General features: G+C 72.2%; 13 protein-coding genes. 5 read left to right on the top strand and 8 right to left on the bottom strand.

Annotated elements, in window-relative coordinates; genetic code table 11:
• Positions 1-46 precede the first annotated feature (46 nt).
• The 5 genes from ACZ4NT_RS20080 to ACZ4NT_RS20060 all read right to left on the bottom strand — a co-directional run bounded on the left by ACZ4NT_RS20080 (position 47) and on the right by ACZ4NT_RS20060 (position 3,891).
• Positions 47-502 (bottom strand): pyridoxamine 5'-phosphate oxidase family protein, encoded by a 456-nt coding sequence (locus ACZ4NT_RS20080; RefSeq protein ID WP_467726652.1) that lies wholly within the window; start codon positions 500-502, stop codon positions 47-49.
• A 128-nt stretch (positions 503-630) separates the two neighbouring features.
• Positions 631-1,257, bottom strand: a complete 627-nt coding sequence (locus tag ACZ4NT_RS20075; RefSeq protein ID WP_467726650.1) for a glyoxalase — start codon at positions 1,255-1,257, stop codon at positions 631-633.
• A 150-nt stretch (positions 1,258-1,407) separates the two neighbouring features.
• On the bottom strand, positions 1,408-1,785 hold the full coding sequence (locus tag ACZ4NT_RS20070) for an STAS domain-containing protein (protein WP_183117260.1): 378 nt from the start codon (positions 1,783-1,785) through the stop codon (positions 1,408-1,410).
• A gap of 206 nt (positions 1,786-1,991) precedes the next feature.
• The gene (locus ACZ4NT_RS20065) at positions 1,992-2,369 is read right to left on the bottom strand and encodes a VOC family protein (protein ID WP_121409385.1); all 378 of its coding nucleotides are present in this window, start codon (positions 2,367-2,369) and stop codon (positions 1,992-1,994) included.
• 160 nt (positions 2,370-2,529) lie between these two features.
• Entirely contained in the window at positions 2,530-3,891 is a 1,362-nt protein-coding gene (locus ACZ4NT_RS20060; RefSeq protein ID WP_467726647.1) for an NAD(P)/FAD-dependent oxidoreductase, read from the bottom strand.
• 622 nt (positions 3,892-4,513) lie between these two features.
• Between ACZ4NT_RS20060 and ACZ4NT_RS20055 the strand changes: the two genes are divergently transcribed.
• Entirely contained in the window at positions 4,514-6,745 is a 2,232-nt protein-coding gene (locus ACZ4NT_RS20055; protein WP_467726646.1) for a PQQ-dependent sugar dehydrogenase, read from the top strand.
• Between the two features lie 186 nt (positions 6,746-6,931).
• On the opposite strand, the gene ACZ4NT_RS20050 is transcribed toward ACZ4NT_RS20055, so the two are convergent.
• Positions 6,932-7,426 carry a trypsin-like serine protease gene (locus ACZ4NT_RS20050; protein WP_121409525.1) on the bottom strand — a complete coding sequence of 165 codons (495 nt, stop codon included), beginning with the start codon at positions 7,424-7,426 and terminating at the stop codon, positions 6,932-6,934.
• Here ACZ4NT_RS20050 and ACZ4NT_RS20045 point away from each other — a divergent pair.
• The 3 genes from ACZ4NT_RS20045 to ACZ4NT_RS20035 all read left to right on the top strand — a co-directional run bounded on the left by ACZ4NT_RS20045 (position 7,341) and on the right by ACZ4NT_RS20035 (position 11,425).
• A complete protein-coding gene (locus ACZ4NT_RS20045) occupies positions 7,341-8,363 on the top strand; it encodes a LacI family DNA-binding transcriptional regulator (RefSeq protein WP_121409382.1) in 1,023 nt (340 codons plus the stop codon). The genes ACZ4NT_RS20050 and ACZ4NT_RS20045 overlap by 86 nt on opposite strands.
• Before the next feature lie 484 nt (positions 8,364-8,847).
• Positions 8,848-9,978 (top strand): glycoside hydrolase family 12 protein, encoded by a 1,131-nt coding sequence (locus ACZ4NT_RS20040; RefSeq protein ID WP_467726643.1) that lies wholly within the window; start codon positions 8,848-8,850, stop codon positions 9,976-9,978.
• 358 nt (positions 9,979-10,336) lie between these two features.
• Complete coding sequence (locus ACZ4NT_RS20035; RefSeq protein ID WP_467726641.1) at positions 10,337-11,425, top strand: lytic polysaccharide monooxygenase; 1,089 nt, start codon at positions 10,337-10,339, stop codon at positions 11,423-11,425.
• A gap of 56 nt (positions 11,426-11,481) precedes the next feature.
• On the opposite strand, the gene ACZ4NT_RS20030 is transcribed toward ACZ4NT_RS20035, so the two are convergent.
• Complete coding sequence (locus ACZ4NT_RS20030; RefSeq protein ID WP_121409379.1) at positions 11,482-12,201, bottom strand: DinB family protein; 720 nt, start codon at positions 12,199-12,201, stop codon at positions 11,482-11,484.
• Between the two features lie 114 nt (positions 12,202-12,315).
• Positions 12,316-13,320 (bottom strand): TIGR01777 family oxidoreductase, encoded by a 1,005-nt coding sequence (locus tag ACZ4NT_RS20025; protein ID WP_467726639.1) that lies wholly within the window; start codon positions 13,318-13,320, stop codon positions 12,316-12,318.
• A 239-nt stretch (positions 13,321-13,559) separates the two neighbouring features.
• On the opposite strand from ACZ4NT_RS20025, the gene ACZ4NT_RS20020 reads away from it, so the two are divergent.
• Positions 13,560-15,026: a membrane-associated oxidoreductase gene (locus ACZ4NT_RS20020; RefSeq protein ID WP_467726637.1), complete on the top strand. Its 1,467-nt coding sequence runs from the start codon at positions 13,560-13,562 to the stop codon at positions 15,024-15,026.
• The last annotated feature ends 143 nt before the right edge of the window (positions 15,027-15,169 follow it).

The raw sequence follows: 15,169 nt of genomic DNA, 5'->3' as shown, positions 1-15,169 counted from the left end.
CCGCGGTGACGACGGCACCCGGTTTCCCCGCCGAGGCGCCGCGGGCTCAGCCCAGCCAGTGCCCGTCGCGCATGAGGGTGCGTCCCCGAAGCTCGTTCGCCTCACGCCAGGCCTGGATGCGCCGCGGGCGGATCCGGAAGTACTGGTAGGGCTCGTCGAGCTTGCGCGGGTCGAAGCCGGTCCTGGCGGCGAAGGTGTCGCCCGTCCCGGGGCCCAGACCGTCGACGTCGACCGGTTCGGCGGTGCCGTCGATCACGACGACGTCGCGGGTCGGCCCGAGGCCGATCCGCACCCGGCCGTCCGCCAGCAGGTTCCGGCCGGTGACGGAGTCGCGCGGAGTGGCGACGAGGAGCGCGCTCCCGTCCCACAGGTAGGAGAGCGGGACGAGATGGACACCGGCGGCGGAGCCCGACGTGGCCACCCAGAGATCGATGTCGTTCTCCAGCCTTGTGCGGGTGTCCCGCAGTCTCTCCTCAAGTCCACGCGGCGGCGCGCCCGTCATGCTTCCTCCGGCTCACTCGGTGGGGACCTTCCCCGGGGGAGGGACTCCGTCGGCCCTCGGTCGGTTCCCCGGCACTGGCGCGGAGCGCCGGGCCGCACGGGGAGGGCGGCTCGGGCAGCGGTGTCACGTCAGGACGCGGACGCCAGGGACGCCGCTTCCCAGGCGAACCCGTCCGGGTCGGTGAAGGGACCCGCGTCGCCGCCGATGGCCAGCCGGTGCGAGCCCGTGCCGTCGGGGGAGACACCGGCGTCCTTGGCCAGCGCCCGGCGCCGGTACAGGGCGAGCTTGACCGGGCTCGACCCGGCCTCGAACTCGACGTACATGCGGCCGAAGCTCTTCGCCACGGTGAGGCCCCGCTCGACGTAGAACCGCTTGCTCGCGGCCACGTCGGCGACGCCCAGCAGGAGCACGATGTCGTCGATCTGCCGGGTGGCGGGGCCGGTGTCCTTCTTCGCCGACGTGGCGACCTTCCAGATCGTCCCGTCCGGGGCCTGCACGACACCGCCGTACCCCCACAGCGACTTCGAGGCGGGCTTCAGGGGCGTGGCACCGGCGTCGAGGGCGGCCCCGAGGAGGGCGTCGACGGTGGCCGGCTGGGACACGGTGAGCGACAGCGTGAACCCGCGGAACCCGGTCGTGGGTGCCTCCGAGGCGCGCAGCCGGAGCTGTGTGTCCAGACCGAAGGCGTCGGTGTAGAAGCGGCGGGCGGCCGTCGGGTCGGCCACGTCGAGGGTGAGGGATGCGATGGATGCCATGCCCCTCACGCTAGGGGCGGCGGGGCGCCGGACGCTTCTCGAATCCTGACCGGTCCCGCGAGGACCCGGTTCCGGTGTGTGGCGGGTCCGGTGTGCACCGGGTCCGGGCCGGTGCCGGTCGGGGGCGCGGAGCGGGAGCCCGTCCGGGCGTCAGACCGTCCCGGGTGCGTGGCCGTCGCCCGGGCCACCGGTCGCGGGGTGGAGGGGAAGCCGTGCGCCGAGGTCGGTGATGTGGACGATCGCCTCGACGGCGGGGCTGGTACGGGTGATCTCCACCGGCAGGCCGATGATCTCCAGCGCGTCCGTCATGCCGAGCAGGCTGTAGAGCCCGCCGACGTCGCAGTACGTGATGCCCGCCAGGTCGAGCCGGACGAGCCGGGTGGTCCGGGGCAGTACGGCGGTGACGATCGCCTCCCGCACCTGCGGACTGGTGTGCACGTCGAGTTCCCCGACCAGCGTCATGAGAATGCTGCCGTGCTCCTGCTGGCTCCGGCGCACCTGCAGCCCCGGCAGAAGGTCTCCGCTCACGTCCGGCACTTTCCGACCGGCCGGGCCGGTCATGACGGGTAGGGCCGCTGCTTTCCCAACGGCCCGGCCCCAGTCTGCCCCAACCCGGCCGCCGGGAACTCGCCCTGGGCACGGCCGGGACATGCTTCCACCGCAGCGACACATCTCGCACACCCGCCGCGCAGGGCTGCGCGAACCGCCGGACGGAGCGCGCGTGACGCGTCGGGTCAGTGCCGGACGAGGCAGAACGGATGACCCGCCGGGTCGGCGTACACCCGCCATCCGCGGCCGCCCCCGCCGGTGTCCAGCGGCGCGGCGCCCAGGGCGAGCACCTGCGCGTGGGCCACGTCGAGGTCCGGAACCTCCAGGTCGAGGTGGAACTGCTGGGGCCGGGCGGGGTCCGGCCACCGGGGCGGGCGATGGTCGTCCACCCGCTGGAAGGCCAGCACGAGCCCCGTGCCCGTGTGCAGGGTCGCCCAGCCGTCGCCGAGCGCCCACCGCGGGTCCGGCCGGTTCACCGCGCCGCCGAGCAGGCCCTCGTAGAACCGGGCGAGTTCGAGAGCGTCGGAGCAGTCCAGCACGACACACTGCAGCTTGGCGATCATGACGGGCAGCGTAGACCGCGCCGGTGACGGTGACGGTGCCGGAGTGGGCTCCGGTCCGTACCGGGGACAGCACCTGGTTCCGGGGCCGGGCCCGGACGCGGGCACGTGGCACGTCCGGGCCCGGCGCGCCCGAGGGGGAGGGGCCCCGGCCGCCCCGTCGTCACTGCCGGCCGACGCGCTCCCGGACCTGTTCGGGGGTCAGGTAGGCGTCCGTGTGCTCGAAGTCCCGCAGAGTGGCGGGCGTACGGGCCAGGAACCCCGTGCGGACGAAGTCGTCACCGGCCACGGAGTTCAGCGCCCAGTTCGTCGCGACCCTGACCTTCGCCACGTTGGTGCGCAGCGCCGACCAGTGGTAGCCGCGAGCGGCGACCAGGGCGGGCAGGCCGCGCAGTTCGACCCCGAGCGGCTTGGACACGGCATCCATGCCGCCGAGGTCCACGACGAGTCCCAGGTCCTTGTGGACGTACGGCGTCATCTGCTGCCCGCGCAGCGTCGCGATGACGTTGTCGGCGACGTGCTTGCCCTGCCGCATCGCGTGCTGAGCGGTCGGCGGGCAGATCGCGCCCTCCACGTCCTTGGCCTCGTCCGGCACCGCGGCGGCGTCACCGAGTGCGAAGACGCCCTCGTGGCCGGGCAGGCACATCTCCGACGTGACCGCCAGCCGCCCCTTGACGGTCTCGGCCCCCAGGGTGCCGATCAGCGGGCTGGCCGCGACGCCGGCCGTCCAGATCAGCGTGTGGGTGGGGATCACCCGGCCGTCCGTGAACGTGACCTGGTCGGGTCCCGCCTTCGCGATGGAGACCCCCAGCGAGACGTCGATGCCCCGCTTGCGCAGGACCTCCAGGGCGCTGCGGCCGAGCTTGTCGCCCAGCTCGGGCATCAGCTTCGGCGCGATGTCGATCAGATGCCACTTGATGAGACGGGGGTCGAGCCTCGGGTACCGCTTGACCGCGTTGTGCGTCAGGCGCTGCAGGCAGGCGGCGGTCTCGGTCCCGGCGTACCCGCCGCCGACCACCACGAACTGCAGCCGCGCCGCCCGCTCCGTCTCGTCCGTGCTGGCGTCGGCGATGTCGAGCTGCGAGATGACGTGGTCGCGGATGTACGCGGCCTCGGCGAGCGTCTTCATGCCCCGGGCGTTGTCCGCGAGGCCGGGGATGTCGAAGGTGCGCGTCACGCTGCCCGGCGCCAGCACGATGTGGTCGTACCGTTCGTTGACGATGTCGCCCGAGATCTTGCGGACGACGCAGACCTTGGACTTCAGGTCCACCCCGATGGCGCCGCCCGGGATGATGCGGGTGCGGTACCGGCGGCTCCGGCGGAGCGATACGGCGACCGACTGAGGCGTCAGCACCCCGGAGGCGACCTGCGGCAGCAGCGGCAGATAGAGCTGGTAGGAGAACGGTGTCACCAGAGCGAGATCGGCCTCGTCGGGTCCGAGCTTGCGTTCCAGCCGCCGGACGCACTCCACTCCCGCGAAGCCCGCTCCCACTACCAAGATCCTCGGTCGTGACACGATTCTCATCCCTTCACCGGCTGCAGACTGTCTGGCTCCCAGGGGTTCCAGTGCCCCCAGGCCGCCGCCTCGCACATGATTGATCCCATCGCGCCACGGGCCGACGCGCCACCGGGCACCCGCCCGCACCCCCTCCGGGCGGAGTTCGCCTGGTGCATCGGCAGTAGGGACGGCACGGGCACCTGTCGTGCCGCGGGCACTCCATCTGCCGTCCGGGGCTTGGGCTGTGGCGGGTGGGGCAGCCTTCGGCTTGTCATGCCCCGGACGCTGTGCCGGACAGGGGAGCCCGGCGCGGAGATGGCGGGCGCCCCCGTGCCGGACGGCGGACAGCGGGCGCCTTCCCTCCGGACGGAGAAATACCTTGACCGCGTTACGCCTTCGAAGACGCGCAGCCCTCATCCGCGGCTCCGCCTCGCGCGAACGGAAAGGGACGTCGCTCGTCCGCGGCTCCGCCCCGCGCGGACCCATACGTCCATGGCTCAGCCACGGCTCCGCCCCGCACGGACGCGGACGCCTCTCGCTCAGCCGCGGCTCCGGCCACCCCGGGCGCGGGCGCGGGCACCTGAGAGGCGGAGGCTCCCCCCGCACCGTCGGCCTTCTGTCGGTCCTGTCTCTTCTCGGCATCGCCCTGGTGGTGCCGTCCCCCGCACGAGCGGACACCGCCTTCTCGGCGAAGATCGACTTCGGTACCGCGGCGACGGTGCCCGTGAGCGGCTACGCGCTCGACCACGGACAGCCCTACGGCGCCCGCACCGGCCCGAACCAGGGCACGGGTCTCACCTACGGCTGGGTGGGCCTCACCGCCGACACCCCGCTCGACCTGACCGGCAACGGCCGCGACAGGGGGACCGCGGAGTCCGACCGGCTGCTCGCCACCTTCGTGCACATGCAACTGCCCGCCTCGTCGGCCGGGGTCAAGACGCCCGGCCGGTGGGAGATGGCGGTGCCCGACGGCACCTACAGCGTGACGGTCGCCGTCGGCGACGCCACCAGTGTGGACAGCGCGCACGCGATCCAGGTGGAGAACCAGAACGCCGTCGACGGGTTCGTCCCCTCCTCCACCACCAGGTACCAGACCCGGACGGTGCACCCCACCGTCACGGACGGCCGGCTGACGATCAGCCCACTCGGCGGCAGCAACACGAAGATCGCGTACGTGACGGTCGCACCGCTCGCCGACGCGGCCGGCCATCCCGGGATCCGGGCCGTGACCCCCGCGAACACGGCGACCGGAGCGTCGCCGACCGGCAGTGTGGTCGCCGACCTCCGGCTCCTGGGCCCCGGCGTCGACGCCGCGACCCTCACCGCCGGAACCGTCACCCTGAAGGAGTCGGCCACCGGCACCGCCGTGGCCGCCCACGTGGTCACCAGCGGCGGCGGCGACGTCGTCAACCTCTCCCCGACCGCGGGTCTGAAGCCCGGCACCCGCTACCGCTTCACGGTCACGAGCGGCGTGAAGGATCTGGACGGCCGGACGTTCACGCCGTGGAGCTCGGTCTTCACGACCGGAGCGGGGGGCGGCGGCGGCGCCGTCGCCTTCGACAAGGTCGCCACGTCCGCGACCGGCAAGAGCTTCGCCTCGGTGCTCAAGGGCCCGGACGGCAAGCTGTACGCGTCCACCCTCGACGGCTACATCATGCGGTACACCATCGCCGCCGACGGCACCCTGGGCGGGGCGGAGACGATCTCCACCGTGCGCACCGACGCGGCGGACCGCGGGCTGCCGGGGGCGCCCGACCGCTCCGTCATCGGGATGGCGTTCGACCCCTCCTCCACGGCCGCGAACCCGGTGCTGTGGATCACCTCCAACACCATGTACGCCGGGGGTACCCCCGCCGAGCCCGACTGGTCCAGCAGCATCGCCCGGCTGAGCGGCCCCGGCCTCACCACGTACACGGAGGTCGTCAGCCACCTGCCCAGGTCGGTGAAGGACCACGAGACCAACTCCCTCGCCTTCGGTCCGGACGGCGCCCTGTACGTGACGCAGGGGGCCAACAACGCGATGGGGGCCGCCGATCCGGTCTGGGGCAATCGGTCCGAGCATCTGCTCAGCGCGGCCGTGCTGCGGCTGGACCCTGCGAAACTCCCGGCCTCCGGCCCGCTCGACGTGCGGACCGAGAGCCCCGGGACGTACGACCCGTATGCCGCGAACGCCCCGCTGACGCTCTACGCGACCGGTGTGCGCAACGCCTACGACCTGGTCTGGCACACCAACGGCCACCTCTACACGCCCACCAACGGGTCGGCGGCCGGGGGCAATACACCGGCGACCCCCACGCCGCTGCCCGCCGCCTGCTCCCGCCGGGTGGACGCGGGGACCGCCGGCGCCTACACCGGCCCGGCCGTTCCGGCGATCACGTCGAATCCCGTCGCCGAGACGGACTACGTCTTCGACGTGAAGAAGAACCGGTACTACGGCCACCCCAATCCGGCCCGCTGCGAATGGGTGCTGGCCGGGGGCAACCCCACGTCGGGGACCAGCCCGTTCGAGGTCACCGGCTACCCGGTCGGCACCCAGCCTGACCGCAACCTGGATCCGGCCGGGATGTACGACGCGGGGCTGCACGCTTCGGCCGACGGTGTCGTCGAGTACCGCAGCGACACGTTCGGCGGCGCGCTCAAGGGCAGGCTCCTCGTGGTCCGGTACAGCAGCGGCCAGGATCTCGTCACCTTCGGCGTCGACGCACAGGGCAGGCTGTCGGCGCCCGCCGTCGGCACCACCGGGTTCACCGGATTCCAGCAGCCGCTCGACGTCACCGAGGACACGGCCCGCGGCACGCTCTACGTCACCGAACTGGGCGCGTCGAGGATCACCCTGCTGAGGCCCAGGGCGACGGCCGCGGGAGCGACGGCCCCACGCTGACCGCGGCACACGCGCCGCGGCCCGGCGGACGGATGTCCTGCGGGGCCGCAGCGGACGGGGGAGGGCTCCGGTGCCGCCCGGCACCGGAGCCCTCACCTGCACACGCCCGCCCGACCGCGCCTCGGCACGCCGAAGAGACGCTCATGGAAGCCGGCCGACGGCCTGGTCCGGGCGATACTTCGGCCTCTAGAAGTCGGCCATCACCCGGTTGATCCAGTCGAGACTCTCCGGCGTGCTCGCGTAGCTGTCCCGCTCGCCGTACTCGCAGTAGGGGTTGTTGTCGCCCGACAGGACGCCCACCTGGTAGCGGAGCCCGTCGACGAGCTTGAACAGCGGACCTCCCGAATCGCCGAAGCAGGCAACGCCGTTGAGCCCGGTGACGTCGATGGCCCGACCTCCGTACAGGTCGACCCCGCTGTTGCTCGCGACCTTGAGCTCGGCACGCTTGAGCACGGGGCTGGAGGCGCCGCCGTAGGTCGTGGAGCCCCACCCGAACGCATAGGTCGTCGCCCCGACAGCCGGGTGGGCGGCACCCGGTGCCCGGACCGGCCGGGTCGTAGTATCGGTGATCCCGGGTGGGAGAGGGGGGTGGGGTATGGGCAGGCGACGTCCCGGCGGCCCGACGCTGGAGGAGGTGGCCGCCCGCGCGGGCGTGGGGCGCGGCACCGTCTCACGGGTCATCAACGACGCGGCCGGCGTGCGGGGTTCGACTCGGGACGCGGTGCGGCGCGCCATCGCCGAGCTGGGATACGTACCCAACCTCGCGGCCCGTTCGCTGGCCGGGCACCGCGCCGACGCCGTCGCGCTGGTGATGACCGAGACGGACTGGCGGCTGTTCGGAGAGCCCTTCTTCAGCGAGATCGTCCGCGCGGTCGGCGACGCCCTGACGGACAGCGGTAGGCAACTGCTGCTCACCCTGATCCGCTCGGAGACCGAGCGTCGGCGCTTCGTCGAATTCGCCCGCGGCGGCCGGGTGGACGGCGTCCTGATGATGTCCGTCCGCGCCCAGGATCCCTTGCCGGACATGCTCGCGGACGCGGGTCTGCCCACCGTGCTGCTGGGGCGCCGCACGGGGGAGGAGTGCGTGACGTACGTCGACGCGGACAACGTCGGCGGTGCGCGCAGCGCCGTCTCTCATCTCCTGGACAGCGGACGCAGGACCATCGCCACCATCACCGGCCCGCTCGACATGTACGTCGCCCAGTGCCGGTTGCGCGGCTATCGCGAGGCGTTGCGGCGCGCGGGAGCCGAGGACGTGCCCTCCCTCGTCGTGGAGGGTGACTTCACGGAGGAGAGCGGACGCCGGGCGATGGCCGACCTCATCGAGCGGCATCCCGGCATCGACGGGGTCTTCGCCGCCTCGGACACGACCGCCGCGGGGGCGCTGAACGCACTGCGTGCGGCGGGCCGCCGGGTGCCGGACGACGTCGGAGTGGTGGGCTTCGACGACTTCCTGCTGGCCCAGCACACCGATCCGAAACTGACCACCGTCCGGCAGCCGGTGGACGAGATCGGCCGGTCCATGGTGCGGCTCCTGGAGGAGGAGATGGAGGAGCCGGCCGTGGCCTGGCGGCACGTCATCCTCCGGACCGAGCTGGTGCTGCGCGACTCGGCCTGATCCGGGGCGGGCGGCCTTGGGCTCGGATGCGGGGCTGCGGGGTGCGTCCGCGCCCCGCTCGCGAGTGACGTGCGTCGAGGCGCCGAGGTGCGTAGAGGGGCGGCAGCCATGCGCCGGGGTGCGTCGGGGTGCGGCAGACGTGCGCCGACGCGCGGCGGCCATGCGCTGAGGCGCGGCGGCATCCACCGACCCGCAGGCGTCCACCGACCCGCAGGCACCCGCCGACGCGCGGGGGCGTCCTCCAGGGGTCGCGGGACATTGATCGGGAGCGCTCCCAGTATCCGGTCCCGATGTCACCTCGGGTCGGCCGGAACCAGGACCTGCGGCTTCCCGATTGCCTTGACGGCATCCGGTTCAGCCTCTTGTCAGGGACATGCGTGACTCCTACAGTCCCTCTCGAATCGCCAATGGGAGCGCTCCCATTCACCGATGCGAGCCCACACCCGAAGGACTCCGGCCGCCCCTCCCAGAGAGGACCCCCCGCATGCGACCGTTACCGCACCCGACCCGCGCCGCCCGTGGCCTGTTCGGCGTACTGCTCACCGCGCTCGCCCTCGTGGCGACGCTCGTCACCGCCACCTCGCCCGCCGCCGCCGACACCGCCATCTGCGAGGAGTTCGGCTCGACCACGATCCAGGGCCGCTACGTCGTCCAGAACAACCGCTGGGGCACCAGCGCCACGCAGTGCATCACCGCCACGGACACGGGATTCCGGATCGACCGGGCCGACGGCTCCGTCCCCACGAACGGCGCCCCGAAGTCGTACCCGTCGGTCTTCAACGGCTGCCACTACACCAACTGTTCGCCGGGTACCAACCTTCCGGCGCAGCTCAGCACCATCTCCGGTGCGCCCAGCAGTATCTCCTACCGCTATGTCGGCGACGCCGTGTACGACGCCGCCTACGACATCTGGCTCGACCCCACGCCGCGCACCGACGGGGTCAACCGGACCGAGATCATGATCTGGTTCAACAAGGTGGGGTCCGTCCAGCCGGTGGGCTCGCAGGTCGGCACGGCCACCGTGGCCGGGCGCACCTGGCAGGTCTGGTCCGGCAACAACGGCGGCAACGACGTGTTGTCCTTCGTCGCCCCTTCGGCGATCAGCAGCTGGAGCTTCGACGTCATGGACTTCGTCCGGCAGGCCGTGAGCCGTGGACTGGCCCAGAACAACTGGTATCTGACGAGTATTCAGGCCGGCTTCGAGCCCTGGCAGAACGGGGCCGGGCTCGCGGTCGACTCCTTCTCCTCCACCGTGAACACGGGTGGCGGCGGCGATCCCGGCAACCCAGGCGGCTCGACCGCCTGCAAGGTGGCGTACGCGACGAACGTGTGGCAGGGCGGCTTCACCGCCGACGTGACCGTCACCAACTCCGGTGCCGCACCGGTCGACGGCTGGAAGCTCGCGTTCACCCTGCCCTCGGGGCAGCGCGTGACCAACGCCTGGAACGCCACGGTCGCCCCGTCGTCCGGCGCCGTCACGGCGAGCAGCGTCGCGCACAACGCACACCTGGGCCCGGGTGCCAGCCAGACCTTCGGCTTCCAGGGGACGTACAGCGGCACGTTCGCCAAGCCGGCGGCCTTCAGTCTGAACGGGACCGCCTGCACGGCCGCGTGACCGGCAGCGGGCAGGCGACCGGTGCGGTCGGATCGCGACGGTTCTGATCGCGACGGTCACGATTCCGGTGGTCGCGATCGCGACGGTCAGGAGCGGGGCGGTACGGACCGGTGCGGTGTGCTTCTGCCGCGATCCCGGCGCCGGCGTCGCCGCGCCCGAGTCGCTCCGGGGCCCGTCCTTCGCCTGCGCCGACAGGGACCGGGCCCCGGGGCCTTCGCGCCGGGAGCCCCAGCCGGCCTCGTCGCGTCCGCTGCGCCCATTCGTGGATCTGCCCCCGCGAGCCGTCGGACGACCGCTCGCCCCGAGGAACAGCGCGCCCCGACCACCACCCGACCCGGTACGACCGGAAGGAGACACCATGGCTCGACGCAGCACCGTTCTGTCGATGGCCGCCGCCTTCGCCACCCTGCTCGCGGCGCTCGGCATGACCCTGCTGGGGCAGGGCTCCGCCGAGGCGCACGGGGTGGCGATGCTTCCCGGCTCGCGCACCTACCTCTGCTATCTGGACGCCCGTACCGGCAACGGCGCTCTGGACCCGACGAACCCCGCGTGCAAGGACGCGGTGAACGACAGCGGCACGACACCTCTGTACAACTGGTTCGCCGTGCTCGACTCCCAGGCGGGCGGCCGGGGCGCCGGGTATGTGCCGGACGGCACCCTGTGCAGCGCGGGCGACCGCTCCCCGTACGACTTCTCCGCCTACAACGCCGCCCGGACCGACTGGCCGAGGACGCACCTGACGTCGGGGAAGACCCTGCGCGTCCAGTACAGCAACTGGGCCGCGCACCCGGGCGACTTCCGGGTGTACCTGTCCAAGCCCGGCTGGTCGCCCTCGTCCGAGCTGGGCTGGGACGACCTGGACCTGATCCAGACGGTCACCAATCCGTCCCAGCAGGGATCGCCGGGCACCGACGGCGGTCACTACTCGTGGGACCTGGCACTGCCGTCCGGCCGCTCGGGCAATGCCCTGATCTTCATCCAGTGGGTGCGGTCCGACAGCCAGGAGAACTTCTTCTCCTGCTCCGACATCGTCTTCGACGGCGGCAACGGAGAGGTGACCGGCATCCGGGATTCCGGCGGCACGCCGACACCCACGCCGACCCCGACACCCACGCCGACCCCGACCCCGTCGGACCCGCACACCGGTTCCTGCATGGCCACCTACACCGTGGTGAACGCGTGGAGCGGCGGCTTCCAGGCGTCCGTCGAGGTGATGAACCACGGCACGGAGCCGCGGAACGGCTGGGCGGTGGCGTGGAAACCCGGTACGGGGACCCGGATCAGCAATGTGTGGAACGGTGCCCTCTCCACCGGCACGGACGGCACGGTGACCGTCAAGAACGTCGACCACAACCGCGTCATCGCCGCCGACGGCAGTGTCACCTTCGGCTTCACCGCCACCTCCTCGGGCAACAACCTGCCCGCTGGTTCGATCGGCTGCGTGTAGGCGCAGATCCGTGCTGAACGCCGGTCGCGGTCCCTTCCCCGGAGGGCCGTGGCCGGCTAGCCGGCGCTGCGGAGACCTGCCCGCCACAGGTCGCGGAGGAGCGAGATCTCGGCCATGTGGTGGATGAATTCCAGGTTGGCCCCGGCCAGTACGCCGACGAAGGGGTCGTCGCGGTCGGAAGCGTACGGATACTGCGAGAAGCCGATCGTGTCGAGCTGCTCCTCGGTGACGGTGGCGACGCTGTCGCGCCAGCGGTCGATCAGCGCCCAGAACCGCTCGAGTGCCAGGGCGGCGGAGGGAGTGAAGTCGACGATCAGCTTCGGCTCCCGGCGCCGCTCGCCGAAGGTCCACTCCCAGCCGCCCGCGAAGTGGAAGTGCAGATGCCCGAGCCGCCACGCGATGGTCGTGACCGGCGTGACGTCGGGCTCCGGCGTGCCGGTGTGGGCGAGGACCTGCTCGACGCGCTCGGTACTCACACTCCAGTCCTCGGCGATCTTCGCGACGGTCATGCCGCCCGCGGCCTGCCGGGCCACCTCGGCGTACTCGCTTGCCGGGATGTCCGCGGCGCCCAGGTCGAGCACCCACTCGCCCGGCCCGAAGGCCCGGGGAGTCGTCGCCTCGCTCCGGCGCCGGATGGACCAGCAGCCGGGCGCCGGTTCCCACAGGTACTCCTCGTCGCCGAGCCCCGCCAGCCGCACCTGCGCCATCTCCCGGGCCTGGTCGAACTGTTCGAGAAGGAGGCCCAGCCGGTCGGTCCGTGTGCCCTGAGTGTCCATGCCCGACCGCTCCCTCGTTCGTCACCGCACCGCCGAGGCGGAACGTAGCGGCTCACCGTGTGCCGCGCGAGCGATTAACCGGCTCGCCCTGCGCCTGGTGGCCGGTCGACCGGTTCACTCGGTGTGCGCCGCGCGACCGGTCGATCCGCAAACGGAGCGGTGGTCAGGCCGGCGGGTGCGTTCGTCCCGCAGGCGTCGCACGAGGTCGCTGCCGGCCGCCGGCCACAGCGCGTGGCCGAAGGAGAAGCCGGCCGCGAGCAGGCGGCCGGGGACGACGCGCCGGCTCTTGAGGAGCAGTTCCGTGTCCGAGCGCAGCAGGAACGCGCCGAGCTCCGCCATCGACCTCGTCGCGGGCAGGCCCACGGGGGCACCCCAGGCGGCCCGCAGCTCCCGCATGAACGCGCGCTGGGGGAGGGGATCGGGGGCCGCGAGGTTGACGGGTCCGTCGAGGTCGTCCCGGGCGATCAGGAACTCGACGGCGCGCACGAAGTCCCGGTCGTGGATCCAGGACACGTACTGCGCGCCTCCCGCGACCGGGCCACCGAGACCGAGCCGTACCAGCCGCAGCAGGACGTCGAAGACGCCGCCGCGATCGGGGCTCATCACCATGGCGGAGCGCAGGGCGACCTTCCGGGTGTGCGGGGTCGGTGCCTCCTCCTGCGCCCGTTCCCAGGCCTTGGCGATCTCGACGCTGTAGGCCCAGTACGCGGGTACGTCCGGCTCGCTGCCGCCGATCACGCCGGTCGCCTCGTCGTGGGGCGCGTCGTGACGATGGGCGTAGACGGTGGCGGTGCTCATCTGCAGCCAGACGCGGGGAGGTCGTGCGGCGGCCCGGATCGCCTCGCCCACCACCCGGGCCGAGTGCACACGCGAATCCATCATGGCCTGCAGATTGGCCGGGGTGTAGCGGCAACTGACGCTGCGTCCGGCCAGGTTGACCACCACGTCGCTGCCGTCGACGGCCTCGGCCCACGGGCCGAGCGTCTCGCCGTCCCAGCGGATCTCGCGTTCGCGCGTGGGCCGTCTCGTCAGGATCCGCACGTCATGCCCGGCCGCGGTCAGGGCTCGGTCCAGGATCGTCCCCACCTGCCCGGTTCCCCCGGGTATCACGATCTTCATCGGGTCTCCCTTCCTGGCACCCCACCCTAGTACAGAAAGTTGAACGCGTTCAAAAAAGGCGAGCGGTCGGCTGAAGGGCGTCGCCTGCGCGAGAGACACGCGGTGCGGGCCGGGGGAGCGCAGAATCGGTGCGTGCGGAGTTGCCCTGCCGGGAGCTCGTCCCTCCGCGGCCCCCGGCCTCACGAGCCGTACCTCGTCGGGAAGTTGACAGCCCGGACCCGGCACGTCAGAGTCCCGGCGTGAGCGACAGTGACGACCTGACGCCGGCCGAGGCGCGTGTCCGGCAGGCCTATCCGAGAGGCGAGTCCGTCGATTTCCGTACCGCCGAGGACGAGGATCCGGCGGACGGCCGCGCATGGGGCGCCGAACGGACCCTCCGGGCGCGAGTGCTGAGGTCACTGCTGCTCGCGGCCCCCCAGGAGGAGGGTGAGGTCGCCGCGCTCAAGGTCACGGGAGCCAGGATCACCGGCGTACTGGACCTGAAGTACGCCACGATCGACGCCGCCGTCCGGCTGAGCCACTGCCACTTCGACGACGTCCCGGACCTCTACGGCGCCCAGGTACGGCAACTGAACGTGTCCAGGTCCGTGCTCCCGGGACTCACGGCGGCGACCTTGCGGGTGGAGGGGGTGCTGCGGATGACGGACTGCCGCATGCGGGGGCCGGTACGGCTCGGCGGGGCGCAGGTGTCCGGGGCACTGTTCATGGAGCGCGCGGAATTCACGTCGACCGACGACGCGGAACCCGTACTGCAGCTCAACCAGGCGACGGTCGGGGACGACGTGTGGGCGCCGGCGCTGCGTGCGCACGGGCAGGTGCGGCTGACGGGCGCCTCCGTGGCGGGCCGGATCAACCTTGAGGACGCCGAGTTCGACAAGCCCGACGGCACCGCGCTGGAGGCACAGAACCTCACCGTGGGAGCAGATGTGAGCGCGCGGTGCGTACGCGCCCGGGGTCGCGTCGAGCTTCGCGGCTCCCGCATACCGGGCCGCCTCGACCTGCTGCACGCCCACCTGTCGCATCCCGGCGACATCGCACTGCGGGCCAGCAGTTGTGTCATCGGCGAACTCTGGCTGCGCCGGGGGGACCGCATCGAGGGGGCCCTGAACCTGCGGCGTTCCCAGATAGAGATCCTGACGCTGGAGCCGGAGATGCTGCCGGACGAGGTGCACCTGAGCAACCTCACGTACACCGTGCTCGCCCCGCACGAGCCCGCAGAGCGCCGCCTTCCGATGCTGGAGAGGGACGGGGAGCGGTACGAGCCGCACCCCTACGAGCAGTTGACGGCGGCGTACCGCCACGTCGGCGACGACGACGCGGCCCGGCTCGTCCAACTCGCCGGGCAGCGCCGCCGGCGGGCCACGCTCACCTGGTACGGACGGCTCTGGGGGTACGTACAGGACGCCACCGTCGGCTACGGGTTCCGCCCGCTGCGGGCGGCCTTCTGGCTGGTGTCCCTCCTGGCGGTCGGGTCGATCGCCTACGGCCTGCACCACCCGCGTCCCGTCAAGGCGGACGAGGCCCCCGACTTCAACCCGGTCTTCTACACCCTCGATCTGCTTCTGCCGATCATCGACTTCGGCCAGGAGTCGGCGTTCACCCCGGCCGGCTGGTACCAGTGGCTGGCCTACGCCCTGATCGTCACCGGCTGGATTCTGGCGACCACCATCGTGGCCGGCGTGAGCCGCACGGTCAGCCGCCAATGAACGCGGGCCCGCATTCCGCGTCCTCGGGCGGGGTGCAGGATCTTCCCCCGACCCTCCGGTGGTCCGGCCGGACCACCGGAGTTCGGCGGACTCCGGAGGTTCAGCGGTCTGCCGGAGGTTCACCGAAATCCAGGAAGTCCAGC

The organism is Streptomyces sp. NPDC026417, assembly GCF_055567695.1.
This window is presented reverse-complemented; position numbering and strand designations above follow the sequence as displayed.

Bases quoted from the DNA above. Each gene is read 5' to 3' on its own strand.
- ACZ4NT_RS20045 (WP_121409382.1), top strand. From the start codon at position 7,341: ATGGGCAGGCGACGTCCCGGCGGCCCGACGCTGGAGGAGGTGGCCGCC.
- ACZ4NT_RS20050 (WP_121409525.1), bottom strand. From the start codon at position 7,426: ATGACCCGTGAGACGGTGCCGCGCCCCACGCCCGCGCGGGCGGCCACC.
- ACZ4NT_RS20040 (WP_467726643.1), top strand. From the start codon at position 8,848: ATGCGACCGTTACCGCACCCGACCCGCGCCGCCCGTGGCCTGTTCGGC.
- ACZ4NT_RS20030 (WP_121409379.1), bottom strand. From the start codon at position 12,201: ATGGACACTCAGGGCACACGGACCGACCGGCTGGGCCTCCTTCTCGAA.
- ACZ4NT_RS20080 (WP_467726652.1), bottom strand. From the start codon at position 502: ATGACGGGCGCGCCGCCGCGTGGACTTGAGGAGAGACTGCGGGACACC.
- ACZ4NT_RS20035 (WP_467726641.1), top strand. From the start codon at position 10,337: ATGGCTCGACGCAGCACCGTTCTGTCGATGGCCGCCGCCTTCGCCACC.
- ACZ4NT_RS20060 (WP_467726647.1), bottom strand. From the start codon at position 3,891: ATGAGAATCGTGTCACGACCGAGGATCTTGGTAGTGGGAGCGGGCTTC.
- ACZ4NT_RS20065 (WP_121409385.1), bottom strand. From the start codon at position 2,369: ATGATCGCCAAGCTGCAGTGTGTCGTGCTGGACTGCTCCGACGCTCTC.
- ACZ4NT_RS20075 (WP_467726650.1), bottom strand. From the start codon at position 1,257: ATGGCATCCATCGCATCCCTCACCCTCGACGTGGCCGACCCGACGGCC.
- ACZ4NT_RS20025 (WP_467726639.1), bottom strand. From the start codon at position 13,320: ATGAAGATCGTGATACCCGGGGGAACCGGGCAGGTGGGGACGATCCTG.